The organism is Psychrobacillus sp. FSL K6-1415, from assembly GCF_038003185.1.
Lineage (GTDB): Bacteria > Bacillota > Bacilli > Bacillales_A > Planococcaceae > Psychrobacillus > Psychrobacillus psychrodurans.
Genome location: NZ_JBBOOQ010000001.1, coordinates 2,982,731 through 3,004,837 on the forward strand (window position 1 = coordinate 2,982,731; position 22,107 = coordinate 3,004,837).

At 34.4% G+C, this 22,107-nt stretch carries 20 protein-coding genes; 2 read left to right on the top strand and 18 right to left on the bottom strand.

All coding sequences use genetic code 11. From position 1 onward, the window contains the following. Positions 1–138: 138 nt before the first annotated feature. The 18 genes from murJ to MKY60_RS14325 form a co-directional block, all read right to left on the bottom strand. Positions 139–1,656, bottom strand: a complete 1,518-nt coding sequence (gene murJ / locus MKY60_RS14240; RefSeq protein WP_340880202.1) for a murein biosynthesis integral membrane protein MurJ — start codon at positions 1,654–1,656, stop codon at positions 139–141. A 99-nt stretch (positions 1,657–1,755) separates the two neighbouring features. Then, entirely contained in the window at positions 1,756–2,853 is a 1,098-nt protein-coding gene (locus tag MKY60_RS14245) for a glycosyltransferase (RefSeq protein WP_340930239.1), read from the bottom strand. Continuing rightward, a complete protein-coding gene (locus MKY60_RS14250) occupies positions 2,850–3,791 on the bottom strand; it encodes a glycosyltransferase family 2 protein (RefSeq protein ID WP_340931101.1) in 942 nt (313 codons plus the stop codon). Before MKY60_RS14250 ends, MKY60_RS14245 begins: the two co-directional genes overlap by 4 nt. A gap of 9 nt (positions 3,792–3,800) precedes the next feature. Next, on the bottom strand, positions 3,801–5,093 hold the full coding sequence (locus MKY60_RS14255; RefSeq protein WP_340930241.1) for an O-antigen ligase family protein: 1,293 nt from the start codon (positions 5,091–5,093) through the stop codon (positions 3,801–3,803). A gap of 36 nt (positions 5,094–5,129) precedes the next feature. Further along, positions 5,130–5,825, bottom strand: coding sequence for a CpsD/CapB family tyrosine-protein kinase (locus MKY60_RS14260; RefSeq protein WP_276517609.1), 696 nt, complete (start codon positions 5,823–5,825; stop codon positions 5,130–5,132). Positions 5,826–5,827: 2 nt separating this feature from the next. Beyond that, positions 5,828–6,559 carry a YveK family protein gene (locus tag MKY60_RS14265; protein ID WP_276517608.1) on the bottom strand — a complete coding sequence of 244 codons (732 nt, stop codon included), beginning with the start codon at positions 6,557–6,559 and terminating at the stop codon, positions 5,828–5,830. Positions 6,560–6,598: 39 nt separating this feature from the next. Beyond that, positions 6,599–7,369, bottom strand: a complete 771-nt coding sequence (locus tag MKY60_RS14270; RefSeq protein WP_241599436.1) for a tyrosine-protein phosphatase — start codon at positions 7,367–7,369, stop codon at positions 6,599–6,601. A gap of 1,229 nt (positions 7,370–8,598) precedes the next feature. Then, positions 8,599–9,660: an acyltransferase family protein gene (locus MKY60_RS14275; RefSeq protein WP_241599434.1), complete on the bottom strand. Its 1,062-nt coding sequence runs from the start codon at positions 9,658–9,660 to the stop codon at positions 8,599–8,601. Between the two features lie 222 nt (positions 9,661–9,882). Next, a complete protein-coding gene (locus MKY60_RS14280; protein ID WP_241599431.1) occupies positions 9,883–10,575 on the bottom strand; it encodes a sugar transferase in 693 nt (230 codons plus the stop codon). Between the two features lie 199 nt (positions 10,576–10,774). Continuing rightward, positions 10,775–11,497: an exonuclease domain-containing protein gene (locus tag MKY60_RS14285; RefSeq protein WP_093494937.1), complete on the bottom strand. Its 723-nt coding sequence runs from the start codon at positions 11,495–11,497 to the stop codon at positions 10,775–10,777. Beyond that, positions 11,487–12,455: a DUF294 nucleotidyltransferase-like domain-containing protein gene (locus tag MKY60_RS14290; RefSeq protein ID WP_093494938.1), complete on the bottom strand. Its 969-nt coding sequence runs from the start codon at positions 12,453–12,455 to the stop codon at positions 11,487–11,489. The genes MKY60_RS14285 and MKY60_RS14290 overlap by 11 nt, the downstream gene beginning before the upstream one ends. 53 nt (positions 12,456–12,508) lie before the next feature. Beyond that, positions 12,509–13,777, bottom strand: a complete 1,269-nt coding sequence (locus tag MKY60_RS14295) for an ammonium transporter (protein ID WP_340930248.1) — start codon at positions 13,775–13,777, stop codon at positions 12,509–12,511. Between the two features lie 260 nt (positions 13,778–14,037). Beyond that, the gene (locus MKY60_RS14300; RefSeq protein ID WP_340930250.1) at positions 14,038–14,514 is read right to left on the bottom strand and encodes an MgtC/SapB family protein; all 477 of its coding nucleotides are present in this window, start codon (positions 14,512–14,514) and stop codon (positions 14,038–14,040) included. 854 nt (positions 14,515–15,368) lie between these two features. Then, positions 15,369–16,712, bottom strand: a complete 1,344-nt coding sequence (locus tag MKY60_RS14305; protein ID WP_340930251.1) for a GH1 family beta-glucosidase — start codon at positions 16,710–16,712, stop codon at positions 15,369–15,371. Positions 16,713–16,730: 18 nt separating this feature from the next. Next, on the bottom strand, positions 16,731–17,765 hold the full coding sequence (locus MKY60_RS14310; protein ID WP_340930253.1) for a LacI family DNA-binding transcriptional regulator: 1,035 nt from the start codon (positions 17,763–17,765) through the stop codon (positions 16,731–16,733). A 34-nt stretch (positions 17,766–17,799) separates the two neighbouring features. Beyond that, the gene (locus MKY60_RS14315; protein WP_090567268.1) at positions 17,800–18,594 is read right to left on the bottom strand and encodes a carbohydrate ABC transporter permease; all 795 of its coding nucleotides are present in this window, start codon (positions 18,592–18,594) and stop codon (positions 17,800–17,802) included. Positions 18,595–18,638: 44 nt separating this feature from the next. Then, complete coding sequence (locus MKY60_RS14320) at positions 18,639–19,586, bottom strand: carbohydrate ABC transporter permease (protein WP_090566961.1); 948 nt, start codon at positions 19,584–19,586, stop codon at positions 18,639–18,641. 76 nt (positions 19,587–19,662) lie between these two features. Then, positions 19,663–20,955: an ABC transporter substrate-binding protein gene (locus MKY60_RS14325; RefSeq protein ID WP_090566958.1), complete on the bottom strand. Its 1,293-nt coding sequence runs from the start codon at positions 20,953–20,955 to the stop codon at positions 19,663–19,665. Between the two features lie 564 nt (positions 20,956–21,519). Here MKY60_RS14325 and MKY60_RS14330 point away from each other — a divergent pair. Further along, positions 21,520–21,795, top strand: coding sequence for a hypothetical protein (locus MKY60_RS14330; RefSeq protein WP_340930256.1), 276 nt, complete (start codon positions 21,520–21,522; stop codon positions 21,793–21,795). A 98-nt stretch (positions 21,796–21,893) separates the two neighbouring features. Next, positions 21,894–22,097 (top strand): hypothetical protein, encoded by a 204-nt coding sequence (locus MKY60_RS14335; RefSeq protein WP_340930258.1) that lies wholly within the window; start codon positions 21,894–21,896, stop codon positions 22,095–22,097. The last annotated feature ends 10 nt before the right edge of the window (positions 22,098–22,107 follow it).

The following is a 22,107-nucleotide window of genomic DNA, read 5'->3' on the forward strand; positions in this document are numbered from 1 at the left end:
GGATTTGTATTTTGGTTCTCCTCCAAAATAAAGGACCAATCTTCCCGAAATTGATTCAGTTGTTCTAGCGATGATATCGTTATTAATTCCATGTTTTCAGAAGCTCTCCCCATTCCAATAAATAATTTATTTAACTTTTTATAAATGAATTATCTTCCGCAAATAGTTTAGAAATAATTTTGACTCCTTCACTTTTAGTAGAATAATTAGAATGAAGTAGATAACACTTCCAGTAAAGATGACTACCGTCATCTTAAATAAAGCATTCCAACCGGTTAATACATATTCATTCATTACATATACAATAATCCCCATTACAGTTGCAGCAAAAATTACTTTCATAAAAGTGATAAAGTTTCCTTTTAAACCGAACGATCCAATTTTTTTTCGAAGCTTGATAACTAAAAGAGTAGAACAAAAAAGTGCAGAAATGCTCGTTGCAAGTGCAAGTCCACTGATTCCCATATAAGAAGATAATATGAAATTTAAAACAATATTTAAGACTACTGACAAAGATGCATTATACATAGGTGTTTTCGTATCTTGAAGGGAATAAAATGTTCGATTTAAAATTTCACGAAAACCATAACCAATCATCCCGATAGAATAAAAAAACAGCGCATGAGAGGTCATATCAATTGCTCGGTCGTCAAAATGTCCATGTCCAAAAAGCATTCTAATAATAGGTTCTGCTAAAATCATTATTCCAATGCTTGCAGGTACAACAATGAGGATCACACTAGAAATAACTTCACTAATAGATGCCTTAAAGTCTTCTGTATTTTTTTTAGCTGCCATGTTCGAAATAAGAGGAAACATTACCGTTACGAATGAAAGTACAAAAATACCTTGAACAAAATCATTCAGTCTACTGGCATACGTCAAAGCGGAAATTCCCCCTTCCACTAACTTGGATGCAAGTGTTTTATCAACCATCAAGTTTATTTGGTCGATGGATATACCGATCATAATGGGAAAAACGATCCCAGCCATTTTCTTTATATTCTTATCTGTAAACTGTAAAATTGGAGTATATCGATAGTTTGTTTTGCTTAATGAAGGAACTAAAAAAAACATTTGAATCACAGCTGCTAAAACACTCCCAATCGCCAAAATCATAATATTCGATTGAGAAGAACTTATAACAATTGAAAGGATAATAATGATATTGAAAGGAAAACCAATCATAGCGGGTATGGTGAATTTTCCATGCAGTTGTAGATAACTTGTGAAGAATTGGGTTAGACTTGTAAAATATATACCTACTAATCCAATACGAGTGAAGAGTACTGTAGTTTTTAGTGTCTCCCCGTCAAAACCTAAAGCGAATAATTTTACTAATATATTTGAAAAAAGAAATCCCATTACAATGACAGCTGTTGTAACTAACAACACAATATTAATTAGATTATTTGTAAAAATGGATGCCGATTGATGACCTTTTTCATGCTCAATTTGTTTAAACATTGGGATATATGCAGTTGATATCCCTGAAATGATAAGATTGAATAATACGGATGTAATTGTAATTGAAATGATATAAGCATCACTAGTAGAAGTAGCACCGTAAAAAAAGGATAGTGTTATATCGCGCAGAAATCCGGATACTTTTGATAAAACAGCGATAATCATCAAAAGAACGGCTGTCTTTTTCATGGTTTCAATGGTTTGTCCTTCTTTTCTTTATATTTATAGAGCTATATTAGTAAACTTCTTTTGAAGTAATTAAATAGAGATTTAAACGCAGATTTTATTTTACCCTTCATTACCTGTTGCTTCTAAGTAAACATCTAAGTAATTAGAAACCGTATTTTCTATACTATATAAATGAAACTTTTCTTTCCTTATGTTGCTAATTTTACTCTCATCAATCGTTTCGTTTGCTGTATTTAAAATTTGTTTCGCGAGTTCCTCTTCATCACCTACTTCAAAAAATCTTCCTACTCCGTCTACTACTTCTCTAAGACCGGGAACATTTGTTACAATTAGTGGTAAGCCAGCAGCCATTGCTTCTACTGCGACTAATCCGAATCCTTCCCATTTGGAACTTAAGACAAAAATATCACAAGTCTTTAATATTGAAGGAACGTCTAAACGCCTACCTAGAAAATGAATTTTATTATCTTCATATTTCTTTGCATATTCTTTAACTTTGCTAAATCTTTCTCCCTCGCCAACTAAAAGGATATGATAATTTGGGGGTAGAAGCTTTGATGCCCTAATTAATGTTTCATGATCTTTTTGGTCCCTCATTGCAGCAACCATAATAATCCATTTATCATTTTCAAGATAATTTGTAATAAGACTTTCACGTTTTAAAGGTACCGCATTTATATAATGTTCTAAACGAATTCCATTTGAAACAATGAGTGTTTTATCATACGTATTTGAAAGATAATTGTTTAATTCTATTTTTGTTCCTTCAGAAATTGCTATTATTTTGGTGTATTTTTTATACATCCAGTTATCCAATAACTTGAATACCTTTGCTTCCCTTCTCCTATTATGAGTATTATGCTCAGTTGTTATGAAACTCGTATTAACATTTATAAATCTTTGAACAAGTGCTGCATAAAGCTGTGGTGCATACAGGTGAGTGTGCACAATGTCGAAGTTTTTCTTTAAAAACTTTCTTACTATAAAGAATTGCAGAGGATGATAGACTATATTAACAGGACTAAAATGAACAGGAATATCCAAACTCCTTATTTTTTCACTATAAATATCATCTTTATCAGAAAGAACAAGGACTTCAATTGATAAATCCAGTTTTTTCATTTCTTCTACAATATCAACTAGCATTTTCTCTGCTCCCCCGCTATCAAGATGAGGAATTATATGAAGAATTCTCACATCAAACGTCCTTTCAACTTAATTATATGAAACTTCAAAAATAAGCTGTAGATGTATAATTTAATACTTCTTAGCCCATTGTTTAATTTAATATTATGAATGTACCGCTCCATTTCATTGTGAACAAGTGAGAAATCATCGTTATTAAGTAAGTTTCTATTTGACCATAATTGATAAACTACTAAAGCTGGTAGTCTATAATTATTAATTGACTCTAAAACCCTCTGCTTTCTAGATATATCTATATCTGTCTCATTTAAAAACTTCATATACATATTTAGCCATAATATATCTTTATTAATCTTGTTAATATCAGTAGTACTTAAGGAATCACTAACGCCTAGTCGATAAAACGTCAAGTATTCTTCTACACATTGTAGTTCTGTATTTAATGCCATTAGCTTGGCGAAGAACAGCATGTCTTCTCCCCAGTCCAGAACCACCTCAAAAAAGAGGTTATTTAACATTAAAAAATCCCTGCTAATTAGCCAAGAATTTGTATGAGGACTACATTTATTTAGTAGATATTCTTCTAAAACATCCCCTTTCAAAAAATTTTGCCAACTCTTTTTTTTTCTATTATCTGGATAGACAAAATAATGACCACAATAACAAGCGGTGCATTTCCCTATTTTCCCAACCATTTTTTCTATAAAGAATGGATCAAAATAATCATCCGCATCTAGAAAACTAAGATACTTTCCTTGCGCAAGCTCAATTCCGGTATTTCTTGCAGCGGATACTCCTTGATTTTTTTGTTTGATATATTTGATTCTAGAATCTTTTACTTGAAAGTTTAGGATTATCTCCTCACTACGATCAGTTGAACCATCATTGATAATTACTATCTCTAAGTTTTGATAACTTTGATTCAAAACACTTTTTATTGAACTACTTAAATCCTTCTCTTTATTAAAAACAGTTATAATAACGGTCACCAATTCCAACTAGTCATCCTTTCCCTTTATGGTAGAAGTATTGTTTGACAATAAAATAATTGCAACAACAATAATAAATCTTGAATGGAATATATCTGGAATAAATTGAGCGCCTAATAAAATTAAAAACCATATCCAAAGATATTTTCTATTGCTTTGATAAATATTAATAGTTATCAATGAAAGAATGATAATTAGGAAAGTAACACCTAAAACACCTGTTTGAACTAAAAATTGAATAAAAATATTATGTGGAATAACTTGTCCTGTATTTATCGAGTAGGAACCGACTCCTAGTCCCAATCCTAAAGCCCAGTTCTCCTTTAATAGGTGAAAACTAGAAATATAGCTTTCAAATCTGCCAGAGGAAAGATTAAAATCATTAGGTCTAAATTGCTTGATGATAAATAATAGAAATAATAAAATAGCCGGTGTTATTAATAATGAGAAAAAGTATTTTAAAGGATTACTAGTTAAATGTTTTAAAGATTTAATAATAAGAATCACAACATAAATGATTGCAAGGGCTACGATTCCTGTTCTTGCGGATGTAATAATACAAGCTATAAATATAACTGGAAAATAATAATGTAAATAGTATCTCTTGTTCGTTAAAATAATTATTAATAAACCAGATGCTAAATATATAGACAAAAAGCTGAAATCACTAAATAAATAACCAATAGCAAGCCTTGACGAAAAGAACATTATGTTTCCAATAATGTTTCCAGAAAATAAAAAATATCCATATTGGAAAATCACTGCCACAGATACAAAAAAGGTTACATCACTAAAAATTGTTAAGAAATCTCTACTATTTATAGAAATATTTTTATTGTTTACTAAAGTAATTGTTACAATAAACATTATTAAATTTATTAATTGGTGGATCGCATCTATTTTGTCGAAAGATATTAAAATCAATAAGCATAAATATAAACTATACATAATAGAAACTAATGAAAGTCTATTCAACATAATGCTTGATATAGACTTATTTACAATGAATGAAAATAGAAATAGAAGAAAAAAGAGATTAAACCAAGATAAGGGAAACGAACCATATGACATACCAAAGATATTAAAAAATGATATTGGAATAGAATATATTAGCAATACAACGAAAATTTCACTTATTGTATTAAATCTAGAACGATATATTTTATATACAGTCATGAAGAAGATAATACTTATCGGCAAAAAGAAAAAAGTTTTATCTTGAATAAAAAGAAAAAGTACATAGATAGTAATAAATAGTAGTTGAAATGAAATTTGCTTCACTTTTTTACTATTAATATTCAAAATAAATATTCCCTTTCTTTGATAGAATACTCTCCACTAACCGTAATATTGATAATAGTAATGATTCTTGTCAATTTTATAGTTATTTAAGATTGTCCCGATTATATTTGCTTTTGAACTTAGCAAAGCTTCTTTAGCTTTTAAAACATCAATTTTTTCCGCTTCCCCTGAGCTAATAACTAGAATAGTGCCATCACATTTATTTGAAAGAATCTGCGCATCTGAAACTGAAAGGGTTGGTGGGGCATCGAAAATTATTATGTCGTACTTTGCTCTTACTTCCTTTATAAAAATATCCATAGAAGTCGAGCTCAGAAGTTCTGCAGGATTGAAAGGTATCGGACCACAGGTAATTAGATATAATCCATCAATCCCTGATTCTTTAACTACTTGATCAAGACTGCAATGACTTGACAATAAGTTAGTTAAACCTGGTGAGTTTGGCTTATGGAAAGTATAATGCATTGTCGGTTTTCTCAAATCTGCATCGACGAGAAGCACTTTTTTTCCTTCTTGTGCAAAAACAATTCCAACATTTGCTGCTATTGTAGACTTTCCTTCTCCAATGGATGTAGAAGTAAAAAGAAGCGTCTGAAGCTCATTTTCTACCATCGAGAAATTGATGTTCGTACGAACTTTTCGGAATTGCTCGGAAATAATTGAGGTCGGAGCAACAGATGTAACTAGCTTTCTTGTTGCTATTTGTTTCATTTTTTTTTTCTTTTTAAACAAACTTAGATCTCCCTCTTTCTATTGAGATTAATAATTTTTTCTTTTCTTTTTAATTGCTTGTAGGAGATTGGACTTATGAGTCCGAGAATAGGTAACTCTAATAAATCATCAATATCCTGCTCTGTTTTTACAGTAGTATCCAAATACTCTATTAGAAAGGTTATTCCAATACCAAGTATTAATCCAATTCCTGCAGCTATTGCCATGTTAAGTAGTGGAATCGGTTTAACAGGAAGACCATTTTTTGATTTTGCTGCCATGGAAAGAATATTGACATTATCTACGTTCATCAATGTCCTAATATCCTCTTGAAAGACTTCGGCAGTCATATTGGCGATATCTATTGCTTTTTGTAATTCTGGATCTTCTACACTAACGTTAATAACTTGTGAATTTTGCTCATTACTCACGGTTATTTTCTTATTTAGTAATTCTGGAGTAATACTTAGATCCAAATTATCGATCACTTTTGAAAGAATAACTGGGCTTTTAATAATGACATTATATGTGTTTATTAATTGAAGATTCGTTTCTATGTCTTGACTGCTATATAGATTTTGATCGAGTTCTTTCTGATTAATAAGAATTTGTGTTGATGCTTCGTAAATTGGTGTCCAAAAGAAGTAACTAATCACTCCTGTAATCGATACTGCTAGAACGAAGATACTTATTATGAGTACAAAACGTTTCTTCATTATTTTTAATAGTTCCTGTAGACTAAATGTTTCCTCCATAAGAGTCATGATCCTTTCTGTTCGACATACCAAAAAGTATTAACTATAGCTTATTAACTTATAATCTTTATTAAAACTTATTGGTTGCAACGCTTGAATATCTGTACCGAAAACTACATGTTTTGCATTTTCAATAAAATAAGCAACAAGATTTTCCGAATACTTTTTCCCGACATATTGATAAGCATCTTTTAATAAAAATGGACGCTTTTTATAATGGTGCGCATCCGAAGAGATGAAGTGTACCAAATTGTGTTTTATTAAAATCTTGGTGTACCTCTTTAAACATCTTCCATGGACACCAACCAAACTTGCTGCTGTTATTTGAATAAGAGCACCTTTACTTACCAATTCGTAAAGCTTTTGATTGTCCTTTCTAAGTACGGAGTTTTTTTCTGGGTGCGCAATGATTGGAATATATCCTCTAAGCTGTATTTTATAAAGAACCTCAAATGTATCTGTAGGGAGGTAATTTCTTGGTAGCTCTATTAATAGATATTTTCTACTGTTAGCTAAAGTTATAAGGTCTACGTCTATATCATCGAGAATGTTCTTATATAAATATATTTCTTGCCCTGGAAGTATTTTTACACGAATATTTTTTTGGGAAAGCTCTCTGTATAAATTAACAACATTCTCTTTTATTACGTTTGATGAATTAGTAAATCTACCATTTCTATGATGAGGAGTGGCTATAATATGTGTTACACCATTAGCAACCGCGTTAGCAGCAAGTAGAATTGCCTCTTCCAAAGACTCTGGGCCATCATCTAGTCCTGGTAAGACATGATTATGAATATCAACAATCATTCACTCCTTCTCCCCCCATAATCATCATCTCTTCTTCCTACATTATTTATATATTTAATAGATTCCTTTTCCTAGTAGAACTAGTAAAGTGGTTCGAATTACAGTTTTTAAATCTAATTAAAAACGAGTAGTGTTGTAAGTAGTACAAATCATGTACGATTTTTTCTCCATGCCTAATCCCTCCCATAAATCTGAGCATACTCCTGATTCCAGGTCCTACAAGTAAACTTCTCTTGCGTTTAATTGAATTATGATTCTTAATTTCTACTATTTCAGGTCGGGGTCTCCATAATATATTTCTATAATATATCCCGAATTCACTTACCAACACGGTGATTTAGGTACTGATTATATTGCTGCAACTCAAATTCCTTTACACTTTCCACATAGCAGACTCCTTTAATTAAAGCTACTAAAAGAGTATATTCACGGACTATACTAAAAAAGAACTAATAATTTTGTTTTGGGACAAGTTAATCGTTTCAAAAATAAGCGCTACACTATAAGTTCCTTCGTTTTAGTTTCGATCCTTGATATGATTAAGTACAAATATCAATCGAGTAGAAGGGAAAGTTAATAACTTTCCGCCCCTCTCATACAAACGTACGTGAGTCTGTCTAACAATTTTTATAAATTTAAGGGAGCTGATTAGATGGCATTTAGTGGAGGTGAATATCGTTATCGAATAAACCTTCAACCCAACACTTGGATGACTTTGTAAATGAAGAGAATCCTGTGAGAGTAATTGATCCATATATTGATAGTCTAGATTTAGAAGAACTAGGATTTGTAGTATATTCTGGAAATAAGGCTGATCAAAAAATCTATAAGAAGCATTTTTACATTTATTGTTAAATGAATAGAATTCGTTCGTCCCGCGCTATCGAAACTGAGGCTAAACGAAGCATTGAGCTTAGGGTTCAATTCGTAAAGTTGCCCAGATCACGGAACCCAATAGAACGAATTCAATTAAATACGATAAAGGAAAAACTTAAAGAGGATAATAATATAAAACAAATCTGTTTAACTGATCCAGACGGCAATTCATGAAGAATAATGGGAAATTTGAAATTTATATTAATTTGTAAGCTGCAGTAGATAATAAACATAAGTGTACCTCCACTTTGGACTATCACCACCTAGATAGTCGCCATACCTGACGCAAAAAAAAAGAACGCCTTTTTCAAGACTTTCTTCTCATTATAATTATTTAATATTCCTTTATTAAGTCATTTTACCTGTTTTAACATACTTTGTTGTGAAATTGGAGAGATTTTTACAACTGATATAGTCGTTCCTTTAAATAAAAATGAGAAAATTGGTATCCTATCTATTGCCAATCCCATCAAAAGAGAAATTGAAATCGCAATAGACGCTATAAACAAAGAACTATTTAACCTCGTTAAATATGCTAGCCAATCAGCAAAATAAAAACCTACACTGAAATGCAAACCCAAAATTAGTATAGATTGTCTTCCCAAATACGAGAGTACGGAGTAAATTAGTTTTACTTTGGTTAGTAGATATTTGGAAATAAACAAAATTAATAAACTACCAGAAATACCTCCTATATAAAACAAGAAGACGTTTCCATATACTCTATTATTCATATCCGCAGGCACATTAAAAATTAACACAGCAATAAACATACATAAAGAAATACTAGTAAGTGTTAACATCATTTTATGATTATATAAAATGCGCTTCTCCTTTAGGATATTTCCAATATACATAAATAACAGTGCTACCAAAGCAATATCAAAGCTCCAGGGCATCCAGATTATTCTACTCACTCCATAACCGATTACACCTAGAACAATAAATAGAACTGTCTTACTTAATAAAGATAATCTTATGGAAATCTTTAAAATAATATTAAAAATGATAAAAGCACTAAACAAACAAACCAAAAACCAGATTGGAGTATTTTCAACTATCCAATTACCATTTCCATAAAGCATCCCTATTAAGGGTTGCCCCCATGCTATTTCTTGTTTATTTAAAATTAGTAACAAAATCCATATTCCTGCTGACAAGAAACAGAAGGAGATATAAGGTATAATCAAGGTTCGGGTTTTGTCGATTACTAGTTTTTTAGTATTTCCAAGATATTTTGAAGAACTAAATAGATAGCCAGAAACCATAAAAAATAACGGCATTCTAAAACCTCTTAGTATTTCTGATACTAATCCTTCCGAAACCTCGGCAGCCCCAGTATGCCCTAGAACTACCAAGAATATAGTGATCCCTCTCACAATATCAATTTCCCGAAGCCTTTCATTAACAATCAATCATTTACACCCCTTCCTAAATCCACATATTAGCAAGACTTAGCCCCTACTGATACGTTTTAATAATGCAAATGCTTGTAGAATAAGATTTCTAAGAAGTTAGAGACAAGGAATTTTTAATAGCAGAGTGTAAATGTCACAATTTTAATCTTTATTGTGCTGGTGGAATTTATATATATGGGTTCTTTTTTTAGAAGTCAAAATGACATGGCTCTCCAGCTCTCACCAAGCCCCTTTTCCCATAATCACTATAAATATCGTTCGTATCACTATCTTCAGGTCAAGAAACAGAGAGCAATGCTTAACATAATATAAATCATAGTTAACTTTTTCCCCATGGGTGATTGCTGATCGACCATGGACCTGGGCATACCCCGTGATGCCAGGCTTTACTAATAAACGCTTCTTTTGGATAGGAGAATAATGATTAGTAATTTCAATCATTTCTGGCCTTGGACCTACAAAACTCATTTCACCTTTTAAGACATTCCAAAGCTGTGGGATCTCATCTATACTATATTTTCGATATATTTTCCCAAGCTTAGTGATCGTTAATGTTGGCGGTGTTGTAAAGGAAAAATCTTGCGGGACTTCGTCTTTCCATTCGTATTGGTGTGAGCTTGACTCCATATCCTCTGTCTGCATTGTTCGAAACTTCCAGATGATAAAAGGTCGATCATATAACCCTGCCCTGTTTTGCTTGTAGAAAACGGGACCACCTGTAAAGATGAATAAAATTATGGACAAACAAATAAGAGCTGGAAACAATAAAAAAAGTAATAAGGAACTAGCTAATACGTCTAAAGCTCGTTTGGCAAAACGTCGATAAAAAAAAGGCGTGTCATGTAATTGAGTTAATGTATGATCTATACTCTCCAGGGGCTGTTCTCCTTTTAATAATATTGTAGAAAGCAAGGTACTAAAAAGTATATTCAGTATACCCCTTAAAAAAGAACTAAATTCTATGTACTTAGGACAAGTTATTCTAACTGTTTTTTACAGTTTATGGGGTAGAGCATATTATTCATGAAGATTGTGCGCTAGTATATTAACTACAGAAAAAATTCTCCACAAACAAAAAAACACAACAGGAAAATTTAACCTGTAGTGCTTTTTAAATTCTTGCAAACTTTTCGTATACATCCTGCAATGTTTCACAGCCAAGCATTTTAACTTTTTCTATATAAATACTCCAAAGCTTAGCCGCCATTCTTGCGTCCTCTAATGCATTATGTCGGCCTACTATTGGAATGCTGTTATGTTCACACAAGTCTTCTAACGAACTTAGTTGTATTTTGGGCTCAGCAATTTTATAAAGAAAAGATGTATCAACTATCCGATTTCTAAAAGGTGTGCGGAATACTTTGTTGCTAGTGAATTGCATAAAATTTCTTTCGTGATTAGCGTGATGTGCTACAAGTGTACAGTCTTTTGTATATTGAAGAAATTCAATTAGTACATCCCCAACTAGACTAGCATCCTCCAATTGTTCATTTGTAATGCCTGTCAGTTCTACAATATCCAAAGGAATTTCTTTCTCTGAGTATATAAGCGAGTAGAAAGTATCATCCTCTCGTATAGAAGAGCCATGCATTTTAATGGCACCAATGGAGATAATTTCATCTCCTTGCTCTGGATTAAAGCCAGTTGTCTCAATATCGAACACGACAATTTTAAGCTCATCTAAGGGAATTTCTAGTGAATCCTCTTTTTTCAATTCTTTTTGCAGGTTTCTTAAAAAAGCCATTTGCTGGGCGCTTTGAATATCACCTATGCCAACATTCGTACGTTTTCCTTGAATGCCTCTGAGTATTTGCATGAACGGTTCAAATGCCATGGCGAACACCTTTTTTCATCAAAGCAATCACTTCACGATGTAAGTTAATTCCGCCTTTAATAATACGTTTAATATCTTTCTGTTCGATTTTGCTCAGTTTATCAAACTGTAAATAATGAGTATCTGAGTAGCTTTTCACTTGAGTTAATGACAAACGATATTTTAATAGATCCGAAAAATTTCTTTCACTATTTTTTAGTAAGCATGTATACTCTTTCATTTGAATCAGATAACTCATCCGAACTAGAGTTGAAGTTTCTACTATTCCCTCTCTTATTGAAAGGAGTCGAACAGCATTTACATATGGTAGGAATCCAGAGTATTTTAAGTTTACGCAACCTTGGTATAAACCATGTCTTTCCAACAATAACTGACCAACTGGACCAATTACATTTTTTATATGTTCTACATTAGCAGTAAATCGACTTAGTAAAATTTGATGTTGTAATTGGTAATCATATATGGATGTTTTCAACTGATGGATAATTCCTACCTTTCCATGAAGCACTCTGGCATCATAAAAGATTTGAAGAAAACGCATGGACTCCCAGCTTTCGTCAACCATCCAATCATGAAGTTGTTTGTTCCAACCTTCATAGGATTTACACCACTCTGGATTAGAACTCATAACTTTACCTTCGCAATAAGGATAGCCCACTTCATAAAGACCATTAGAAATTTCTGTTCCAAACACCTGAAAATACACATCATTTTCATCATTAGCTATTTCATAGGCAATTCCATGATCTTGATCACTTATTAATCCTTGTTCTAATCGCCCCCCACTGCCTGTTATAAACCAAGAAAAGTCACATGGAGGTGAACCTATTTTCTTAATCGCTTCTTCCAAAACTTTAATCATCACCTGATCATGAAAATCATTGAGAGAAACGATGTCATCTAGGAAGTTTGTAATATTTAGTTCCTTCCAGTTCCGAATAGATTCATACGTTTCCACAAGTACACGCCCTTTTATGTAAAAAGCCTCCCAATTTCAGAGGCTTTTTTTATTTAATTAAGTGATTTTGATTCCTCTAAAACCATTTGTTCGGGATAACCATAGTTGCCGTGTTCACTCATATCTAGACCCATTAGTTCCTCTTCTTCCGTTACACGAATACCACCCATAGCTTTTTTCATTGTAAAAAGGATAGCATAGGAAACTACGAAAGCAAATAAACCACAAGACACAACACCCATTAGCTGAACACCTAATTGATCTAGTCCGCCTCCATAAAATAATCCTGCTTTACCAACGGATGCAAGCTCTGGTGTAGCAAAGAAACCAGTAGATAATGTTCCCCATACTCCAGCAGCTCCATGAACAGATAACGCATAAATTGGATCATCGACTTTTCTCTTTTCAAAAAATCTAGCGCTATAGAAAACTAATACTCCAGCGATTAAACCAATGACAACAGATGCCCAAACGTCTACGAATGCACAGGAAGCAGTAATGGCAACTAATCCAGCTAAAGCTCCATTTAAAATCGTTGGGATATCTGATTTACCTAATACAACCCATGAAATAAGGGTGGCTGCAACAGCTCCTGCTCCAGCGGCAAGTGTTGTATTTAATGCTACAAATCCAAAAAAAGCAGCATCTACAGATACCGTACTTCCAGCATTAAACCCAAACCAACCTACCCAAAGGATGAGTACTCCTAAAGCTGTATAAACTTGGTTATGTCCAGCAAGATTGTTTAATGAACCGTCTTTATTGAACTTCCCAATTCTTGGTTTAAGAATTATTGTTGCAGCAAGTGCAGCCATCGCACCAGTTAAATGAACTACCGTTGATCCTGCAAAATCCTGTTTGCCATGTTCAGCTAACCAACCTCCACCCCAAATCCAGTGGGCAATTACAGGGTAAACAATTATTCCAAAAAGTATTGTGAAAATTACGTATGCCGATAATTTTGCACGTTCAGCAAATCCACCTAATGCGATAGTTACAGCAATACCAGCAAATGCTAGTTGGAAAACAAAGAAAACGGTTGTTGCAAGACCTGCTCCCTCAATAATTTCTCCACTATAGAAAAAATCTGTCATACCTACGAAGAAGTTCGCATCTCCCCCGAAGATAAATCCATAACCTACTGCCCAGAACACCATTGATGCTAAACCAAATGTGAATATGGTTTTACCGGCAACATGACCAGCATTTTTCATTCTAGTCGAACCAGCTTCCAGTAATATAAATCCACCAATCATAAATATAACTAAAATTGCAGCTATCATTGTCCACAAGCTGTTCATTAAATACATTACATCCTCCATTGTCATCTCTCCTTTTTTGAGATGTTACATTTTCTATCTTTCTATGTTAGAAAAAGTAACATCGTTTATATTATTTATTCTATTCAAATCTGAAAATTTGTCAACACAATTTTCTGAATATATTTTATTTTTAGTTTAGTAGTCTTCACTTCCCCTTATTTAAAGCACTTTTCTTACAAAAATTATATTTACACATAAAAAAACTGCCTACACAGCTCTTCAGCGTGATGACAGTTTTTCTATCATGTATTTATCTAATTTTATTCCCCATCGCTATCCTCTTCTTCTGTTCCTCGAACAGGAAGAATGCCCATTTTAACCGCTACTTTTGGTAAGTTCATCGCAATGAACATTAATACAACCGTTATGAGTGCTAAATCGTACGCACCATACCCAATGGTTAATCCTACACAAGCAGTAATCCAAAGGTTCGCTGCCGTTGTAAGTCCTCGTTTTACATTATCCTTATCTAACCATATTACACCTGCTCCAAGAAAACCAATACCGCTGATTACTTGTGCAGCTAAACGCATCGGATCCATATACGCCCCTTGATTTAGTGACGACAATGCCATAGCTAAGGTCGATCCTAAACATACTAAAATATGCGTTCTAATACCAGCTGGTTTATTTTTTATCGCTCGCTCTAGACCAATAAAAAACCCTATAAAAGTTGCTACACCTAAACGAAAATATAAGTCATAATGCGAATTAAATAATGTAGCGATGAAATCCATTTTGCAAAACCTCCTTAAATTCCTATTCCGATAACATTCTATAAAACTTCCTAAAATCCTTCAACGGTAATTGCTATCATACACTGGAAACTTTATTAAATACAATTCTCATATGGAAGGCGCAGGAAGCCTCTTTGAAGTCAAACCTATGACTATCATGTGTGAAGTTCCTTCGGACACAGACTTGCATTTTTTTACTTGCTCTCGTTCATCGTTTACTTGCCTCTAACCGGAGTTTACTTGCGGACGTAAAGGATTTACTTGCTCTTGGTCCATATTTACTTGCTCTAGGTCCATATTTACTTGCGGTCGCTTCTTTTACTTGCTCTCGCCTATCGTTTACTTGCTTCTAACCGGGATTTACTTGCGGACGAAATGGATTTACTTGCTCTAGCCACATATTTACTTGCGGTCGCTTTTTTTACTTGCTCTCACCCCTCGTTTACTTGCTTCTAACCGGGATTTACTTGCGGACGAAAAGGATTTACTTGCTCTTGGTCCATTTTTACTTGCGACCACTTCTTTTACTTGCTCTCACCTATCGTTTACTTGCTTCCATCCGGGATTTACTTGCGGAAGCAAAGGATTTACTTGCTCTAGCCACATATTTACTTGCGGTCGTTTTTTTTACTTGCTCTCACCTATCGTTTACTTGCTTCCATCCGGGATTTACTTGCGGACGCAATGGATTTACTTGCTCTAGGTCCATATTTACTTGCGGTCGTTTTTTTTACTTGCTCTAGCTCCATATTTACTTGCGGTCGCTTCTTTTACTTGCGGTCGCTTCTTCTACTTGCTCTCACCAAAAAAGGCAAACACTTAGTCTGCCTAGTGTTTGCCTCTTCATTATAAGATTATAATTCAAATTCACCTTTTTTAATCGTTTCATTATACCAATGATAGCTATCCTTTTTTGTTCTTTCTAATGTTTCGTAATTCACATGTACAATACCGAAACGCATACTATACCCTAATGCCCATTCAAAGTTATCCAATAGGGACCAGTATAAGAACCCTTTTATATTAACACCAGAATCCATACTTCGTTTTAAAGCTGTCAGGTGTGTCTTTATATAGTCAATTCGTTTATGATCGGCGACTTTACCATTCTCTGGTTCATCATTATAGCAAGCACCATTCTCTGTAATATAGATTGGCACACTACCATAAAGATCTTTAATTTTAACTAGAACTTTATAGAAGCCTTCTGGATAGATAAACCAGTCAATATCTGTTTTATCATATCCCATATCTATACTTTCTAAATCGAATAATCCTTCATTTTCCTTGTAGCGCCCTACATTGCCAGTGTAATAATTTACCCCTAAAAAATCAATAGGTTGCGATATTATTTCCAAATCCCCTTTTAAAATAGTTGGAACAGCACCTTTTTCTTTAAACCAATCTAACATGAATTGAGGGTAGCTCCCTTTAAATACTGGATCAAAGAACCACTCTAAATTCCAAGCGTTTCCTCGATTACACGCATCTACGTCTTGCTCTTTTGTACTGTATGGTTCAAACCATGTAACATTTGGAGCGTATCCAATTTCACCCTCTACATTACTTTCTCTAAAACGTTTCACTGCAAGACCGTGTGCAACTAATAAGTGATGGCCAACATCGGTAGCTAGCTGTAGATCCTGATTGCCAGGAGCATGTTCTCCAATATAATTGGATAGGAAAGATGAGCACCAAGGCTCGTTAATAGTTATCCACTTTTTTATCTTCCCATTAAATTCCTTAAACATAAAGTCCGCATATTGGACAAATGCCTCGATTGTTTCCCGATTATCCCAACCACCTTTATCCTGTAACACCTGTGGTAAATCCCAATGATACAACGTACACATCGGTTCAATGCCTTTAGCTAACATCGAGTCTACTAATTTGTGATAATAGTCGACTCCTTTTTGATTCACTTCTCCTGTACCAGTTGGAAAGATCCTTGGCCAAGCAACTGAAAAGCGGTACACATCAGCACCTAGGTCATGTATTAAATCTACATCCTCTTCATATCGGTGGTAGCTATCACAGGCAATATCACCAGTGTCTCCATTATGTACCTTCCCCGGTGTTTTAGAAAAAGTATCCCATATCGAGACACCTCTGCCATCTTCGTTTGCTGCACCTTCAATTTGATAAGATGCTGTTGCCGCCCCCCATTTAAAATCCTTTGGAAACTTTATAATCGCCATTTGTAATCCACCCTTCATTTATCGTTCTTTCGACGCTTCGCCTATAACACCGGAAGAATTTCTCAATACCAACTCCGGATCAACGAGTGACGGTCTTAAGCCAGTTACTCCATTTATCAAATCGTTTAACTTAATGGCTGCCAATCTACCAATTTTCTGTTTATCTTGTTTAATAGTTGTGAGAGCAGGCTCCATATATCGACAAGCCTCAACATCATCACATCCTATCACTTGAATATCTTGCGGAATTCGAAGTCCATAGTCCTTTATCGCTCTCATTGCGCCCAGCGCCATCATATCAGAAGCAGCTATAATTGCTTTTGGCAAAGATTCACCCTGTAGAATTTCTTCCATTGCTTCGTATCCACTAGATTCAAAAAAGTTTCCATGCTTAATCCATATATGGTTAGCCGGCATACCGAATTGATTCATCGTCTGTAGGAATCCCTCTAATCGTTGGTTTGATATTTCAGAACTTTCTTTCCCAGCAATATAACCAACATCTCTAACGGAGTTTAAGTACAAGTATTCTACTGCAAGCTGAGATACCTTATAGTTATCTGTCATAACGTAGCTAGAATTTTGCCCGGTCAGTTCAAGGTCAATCCCCATACAAGGGACATCACTTTCATCCAACTTCGACACTGCATCCTCTACTTCTTCACCCGCGATTATTAGACAGCCATCTAAACGAAAATGTCTTGTTCTCGCTAAGTAATCGACATTTTCTTTATCAAACATCTCATTGGAGAAAATGATAATATCATAACCCATTGCACCAAGTGTTTTTTGAAAAGATGATATAACCTCATTGAAAAAGGGATGGTTAAACTCTACGTTTATCTTCCCCGCGTATATCAGCCCAATTAGACTAGATTTCTTCGTCGCTAGGGACTTTGCGGAAAAAGTAGGTTGATAATTAGTTTTGTCGATAACTTCTAGTACTTTACGCTTTGTTTGTTCACTTACACCATCATAGTTGTTGATTACCTTAGAGACAGTGCCTCTTGAGACACCCGCCATTTGAGCAATATCACGTATAGTTAAAGTCATTTTACATCCCTCATATTCCATGTACTGATTACTATTATTTAACCGATCCCTCGGCAATACTCGATATAAACAATTTGTTGAACAGTAAGAACACTATAAGCAATGGTATCGTAGCCCAGAACACACCGGACAGCAGCATACCAAAATCTACTTTAAATGTATTATTCAATGATGCTAATGCAACTTGTATTGTGTAGGATTCAGGATCTCGAAGCACCGTAAATTGCCATAAGAACTCTCCCCAAACAGAGGTAAACACAATAATTCCAAGCGTTGCAAAAGCAGGTAAAATGATAGGCAGTACAATACTGCGATATATCCTGAATATAGAACAACCATCAAGTCTTGCTGCTTCTATCAATTCTTCAGGCACAGATTCACTTACATATTGTCTCATTAAAAATATTCCTAAAGGATTTAAGAAAAACAAGACCATCGCTGCAAATAAATGATCCAATAATCCCGCTTTTGCAACTAATAAATACTGCGGTATTAATCCTAATTGAGGCGGTATTATAATAGTGAATAATATAGCGAAGAAGAGAATATTCTTCCCTGGAAACTTTAGTTTTGAAAATGCAAATCCAGCTAACGAACTTATAAATAATACAACAATAGTTACAGTAAGACAGACGATCAATGTATTAAACATGGACTGAAAAAACGGAATCATATCCAATACTTTTTGGAAGTTCTCTTTCAACTGATCACCTGGAACCATCGCCGGGGGAATCGAATTGTATGCAGAGCTATGACTCGTGGACATAACGAACATCCAGTAAAAAGGGAATAACGAAAAGAGCGATATTACCGTTAAAAACAAGTACATTCCAATACGTCCAATGCCCCACTTTTTACTTCCTACATCACTTTTCACACATGTTTCCCCCCATCCTTACCGAGTCTTTTAGTGAGCATCATATTAAAAGCAGAGGCAACTACGATGAATAACAGCAGAACAATAGCAGCTGCAGATGCCGTCCCGAAGGAAGATAACCTAAACGCATCGCGATATAAATACATAACAACTGTCATTGCTTCATCTCTTGCAAAAGCAGTATTACCTAGAAACACAGTTGGCTCCGTAAATAATTGCATCGCTCCAACTGTCGAAAAGAATACCGTCAGTATAATAAATGGTTTCAGTAACGGAATCGTAATATATCGAAGCTGTTGGAAAATACTAGCTCCATCAATTCTAGATGCTTCATATAGTTCGTTCGGAATGCTTTGCATACCGGCTAAATAAATGATCGTGTTGTAACCAAGCCAGCGCCAAAAAACCATTGTCGAAATCGCTATTTTAGCTCCCCATTCAGAGGTCTTCCAGCTGACCGGGTCAAATCCAAATAGACCAATAATATAGTTCACTAAAGCCGTTTCATTGTTACTAAAAAATACACTAAATACTAAAGCAACCGCTACCATTGAAGTAATATATGGCATAAAGATAGTTACCCTAAAAAAAGCTTTGAAACGTAAGTAAGACAAATTCAATAAAAAAGCCAAGATTAGCCCAATGACAAGTTGAGGAGCAGTCCCCATTAACCCAAGAATAATTGTATTGTAAACAGATTTCCAAAATAACGGATCACTAAGTATTACTTGAAAATTACTTAACCCGACAAACTCCATTTCTCCCATGCCATTCCATTTTTGAAATGCTAGGATTAAACTAAATATTGCCGGATAGAGACCAATAATCGCAAATATGATAAAAAAAGGTGATATATATAAATACCCCGAAAGCATCTCCTTCATCTCTTGCGATGAAAAACCTTTCCTTCGTCCTTTTTGCTGTTTTTCATCTAAAGAAACCATACACTCGTCCTCCTACCTACATACAGAGTATATTCGGCGGGTAAAACCGCCGAATATGTCATTCACTTTCTCAACTTTAGCGATCTAGTTTAGTTTTAATACGTTTGATAGCTTCAGTCCATTCTTTCTCTGCATCTGCTCCGTCCTGTGAGTTAACTAAAGCAGCAAGAATTTCATCGTGTACGCTTGTATAATCCTTCCCTTTGTATACCTTTCCAATCTTTTGTGCAGATTCAGCAAATACTGTTTGTGTCGACTGCCCACCAAAATAATCATCGCTTGCTTCTTTAAATTCAGCCATATCATATACAGCAGGTGCAGAAGGGAAAAGACCATTACTCTTAAAGGATTCCAATTGGTTTTCAGGTGAAACCAACCATTTTACAAACTCATATGCTTCTTCTGCATGTTTTGTTTCTTTAGGGATAGAAATGTAAGAGCCACCCCAGTTTCCGCTGTACTCAGTCGGTAATGTAGCTATATTAAATTCTCCAGTAGCTTCAGGAGCATTCGATTCCATCCACCCTTTGAACCAAGCAGCTCCTAATTCCACTGCAAAGTCTCCATTGTCAACTCCACTTGCCCATTCAGCGGACCACATTGCATAATTTCCGACCAAACCAAGTTCGTTCATTTCGATAGCTAAGTCATACGCTTCTTTAACTCCATTACCACTTTCTTCTATCAATAGGTTACCTTCCTTATCAAAATAACTTTCCTCTAACGCATCTAACTGCGCTCGGTACATCATTTCCATACTAGCAACCATAGGTTTACCAGTTTTTTCTTTTATTTGAATGGCAGCTTCCTTAAAATCTTCAGGAGTTGCGATTAAAGCAGAAACCTCTTCGGGAGTTGTTGGTAAACCTGCTTCTTCAAATACATCTAGTCTGTAGTAAAGACCCTTAGGACCGATATCAGTTGGAAGACCCATTAGGAACTTGCCATCATCATTCTCTGCAATTTCCCATTTCCAGTCCAAATATTCACCTTTTACATCATCCGCGCCCATATCATATAGATTGACAAAGCGGTCTTGTGCATCGCGGAAGCGATCGAGTTGGTCAAGCTCAAGTGCAGCTATATCCGGCGCACCACTACCAGCAGAAAGTGCTGTAAATAAATTGTTATGGTGATCTGCTGTTTCTGAAGTTTTTATTTTAATTTTTATATTTTCATTTTGTTTCTCATACTCTTTGACAAGTTCCTCATACCCGGTAGCACCAAACAGCCAAAAATCTAAAGTGATTTTTTCTCCATCTCCTCCCGCTTCATCTGAATCATCAGATGAATTATCAGAAGAACACGCTGCAACGATAAATATGAACAAAATGGATAGTGAAGCGATTAGCAGTTTTTTTAATTTCATTATGATTTCCCCCTGAAATTTAATAGTTTAATAGTTTTTATACCAGTAAAACCACCCTATCTCCAAACGCCCTCCAATCTTTAATTTAGTCCATCAAGTATCTGCATCTTCGGTGTCGTATTGCTTCATATTTTTATAGAAACCGGTTTCCATAAAAGTAAAAAAAATAAGTAATAAACCAGGTTTTCCAAAATATGAAGCGCTTTCAATTATCATTATAATCGTTTTAAAAATAAAATCAATGAATTTTTAGAAAATTCTTATAAACCGGTTTCTATTTTATTTTACTATATGTAATGTTGTATTCCATAAGACCAATTATTGTTAACCTATTTCCTCAATTACTCGACACTGTGCTTGAAGCATTTTTTAATTTGAAGATGTACAACCAAGTCCATTGTTTTTTATACTCTTGTGAAAAACTATTTTCCTATGCTAGTTGTGAACCTATTTTAACTACCTCCTTTTGATTGAATAGCTGTGCCACCTCTAGTAGTAATAGAACATTATTTGAGTAAAAAAAAGCTATTTTGGAAATATTAATAATATAAGGAGGGATTTGAGTTGGAGATGAACCCTATAGAAACATTTAGATTTATTTTGGAAAATGACAATAAAGAGCTAGTCGTCAGCGGTCAAATTCAAGGAAAACCAGAAATACCATCTTTAGATGACCTAAAATTTAAAGCAATTATTGCTTTACTTAACTCTATTGATAAACAAAGTTTCATTGAAGTGGATAAGGATCAGCAATTTGCTGATTATTTAGATGAAATGGAAGGAACGATTGCTGAAATGAAGAAGTATGATGAGTTTCAATGTAGGGATGGACTAACTTAATCTCTCTATTTTTTCCTAATAACAGAATAGTAAAAGGTTAAAATAACTCAATACAAACAATACTAACTTTACATTATGCTGGTTGGAGGTGAATTAAGATGACCGTTCTAACGATGAAAGAATTGGCATTTATGGAGGATGAAATCCGTTCAGAGGTGATAACCGCAAAAACGTTGAACTGGTGTGCAGCACAATGTACAGACCAGGAGTTAAGAACAACACTCGAAGAAATAGCAGAAAAACACCAGTTAAAAATAGCGGACCTATCCCAATACTTTAACCGAACAAACAACATTCAATAATTGCAAAAGG